The sequence below is a fragment of the Aestuariicoccus sp. MJ-SS9 genome (genome assembly GCF_032586235.1).
In the GTDB taxonomy this organism is placed as follows: Bacteria; Pseudomonadota; Alphaproteobacteria; order Rhodobacterales; family Rhodobacteraceae; genus Aestuariicoccus.
This window is the reverse complement of sequence record NZ_JAWHTD010000112.1, coordinates 1-2,149: the sequence shown is the minus strand read 5'-3', so window position 1 is coordinate 2,149 and position 2,149 is coordinate 1. Positions and strand designations below refer to the sequence as shown.

General features: G+C 64.1%; 1 protein-coding gene and 1 tRNA gene. Both read left to right on the top strand.

The genetic code is table 11. The features are described 5' to 3' along the window. Window positions 1-415: 415 nt before the first annotated feature. Window positions 416-491: transfer RNA gene (locus RXV88_RS23460), tRNA-Trp, on the top strand. Window positions 492-574: 83 nt separating this feature from the next. After that, a complete protein-coding gene (locus RXV88_RS23455) occupies window positions 575-2,020 on the top strand; it encodes a hypothetical protein (protein ID WP_316296155.1) in 1,446 nt (481 codons plus the stop codon). Window positions 2,021-2,149: the final 129 nt, after the last annotated feature.

Below are 2,149 nucleotides of genomic sequence, written 5' to 3'. Positions count from 1 at the left end.
TCAGACATATCACCGCTCTGTTTTCGCGCGGTGAATCATGCCCTTCCGCTGAAATCAATAGGTCCTGAGCCTAGATTACACAGGCTTGGCCCAAATGATGCGAAAGGAGAGGGTTCGCCTCGGTGTGGAGCTGCACGACCTACATGCTCTACGATACCGGGGAGTGATGGAGCTGGCGTGGGCAGGATGCTCAGACGACGAGATCATGGCATACTCCGGTCACGACACCAAAGAAATGGTCGCTAAGTATGCAGGAGAAGCTCGGCAGAGAATGAGGGCTGTATCTGCATGGGAAAAACGCAGCCTACGCGAACGTGGGTAGAACATGACCTTACCGCCAAGTGATAACCGTTGTGATAACTTTCGTATCGGCGCTTGACCATCCCTGCGTAAAACATTACGACGCCAGCGTCTTAGGGGTATAGCTCAGCTGGTAGAGCGACGGTCTCCAAAACCGTAGGTCGCGGGTTCGAACCCTGCTGCCCCTGCCACTTTCCATGACATCGACTGAATTGTTGTGCGTCCGGGGGCGCGGCGCTAGGGTGCGCGGAATTGCAATCAAAGCGTTAGTGCCATGATGTATGTTCCCGCTGTTCCCGCTGTTCCCGCTCTTCCGTCGCCCGGGCGCCGGACCCGCATTGCGCTGGCGGCGACCGCCGCCTTGCTGCTGGCGCAGTGTTCGCAGATCAACCGGCATGTGCCGCCGGCCGAGGAACAGGCGCTGGGCACCGACGGGGTGATCGCGCGCTACCACGGGCTTTTGAACCTGCCTTATTCGCATCCGCTGACGACCGCCGGTTACATCGTCGGGATCGAAAAAGCGCCGCGCGGCACCATCGGGGTGGGCGAGGGCCATGACACCGCCCGCCTGCGCGCGCCCTGGCGGCTGCCCGATGCAGGGGTGCAAAGGGATCTTGAGCAACAGCAGAAAAGCTTTGCCCGCAGCACCGGCGATCCCAAGGCGATGTTCGTCTCGCATGTCCTGCGCTATCAGGCCGAGCCGCACGGGATCGCGCCGTCGTTGGACTATTCGGTTTATGGCGACACGGCCTTTGGCGCGGGCACGCCGGTGCGCCCGGCCGAGGCCTATGACGCGGGCTGGCGGGCGCTGGATCGGATGGAGGCGCGGATCAAGGCCGATGTCGCCGCGGCGCGAAAGACGGAGGCGCCGTTCACGCATATCCTGATGCTGTCGATGGGCTGGAACAACGACCAGCTGGAATCGCTCGAGCGCTATAACGCGCTGATCCAGCACAGCCGCGCGGCGGCGCGGGCCGAAGGGGTTGCGTTCCGGCCTCTGGTGATCGGGCTGACTTGGCCTTCGGTCTGGGGTGGGACCTCGGTGTTCGATCTGGCCAACCGGGCGCTGCATATCGGCAGCTACACGGTCAAGGCCGACGATGCCGACGAGATCGGGTATGGCATCGCCAACCACATGGTCAACGCCATGTTGCCCCGGATCGAGGCCGAAACCGGCCTGCAGAGCGTTCTGGTCGGCCATTCCATGGGCGCGCGGATCCTGAGCCGGGCTTATTATTCGGCGGATTTGCTGCAAGAGCCGGTCGCACGGACCGGGCCCGCGCCGCTGGTGATCGGATTGCAGGCGGCGTTCAGCGCGAACCGGTTCCGGTCGGGGTTCGAGCTGGTGCCGCCGGTGCGCTGGGCCTTTACCGGCGAGGGTGGGCCGTATCAGGATCACGCCCGCCCCGGCGGTACGGTCGTGCTGACCTGGGCCAGCGGCGATCAGGCCAACCCGGTGGCGCGGGTCGCCACGGGTGCTGCGCATGTGGGCGCGCGGATCGGCGCGGGCATCATGAAGGACGAGCTGAAGGACAAGGTCGTGCCGCATGTCTGGAAAGACCCGGCGGCGGCAAGGGCCGCCTGCGCCGAGGCGCGGCAGGCGCAGAAGGTGCTTTATGTCGACGCCAGCCCGATCATCGCGTCGCATGGCGATATCCGGAACCCGGATGTCGGCCGGCTGGTCTGGTCGATGATCGGCTGCGACCGGGCCGGCGGCTAGCGCACAGCAAAAGGGCCGCCCGTGGGGGCGGCCCTTTCGTTTCGCGTGTCGCGGGGCGTTGTTGCAAAAGTCTGTCGGCGAAGGATTCACTTCGTGAATCCATGCCGTTAGACGCGTTGTATGAACAAG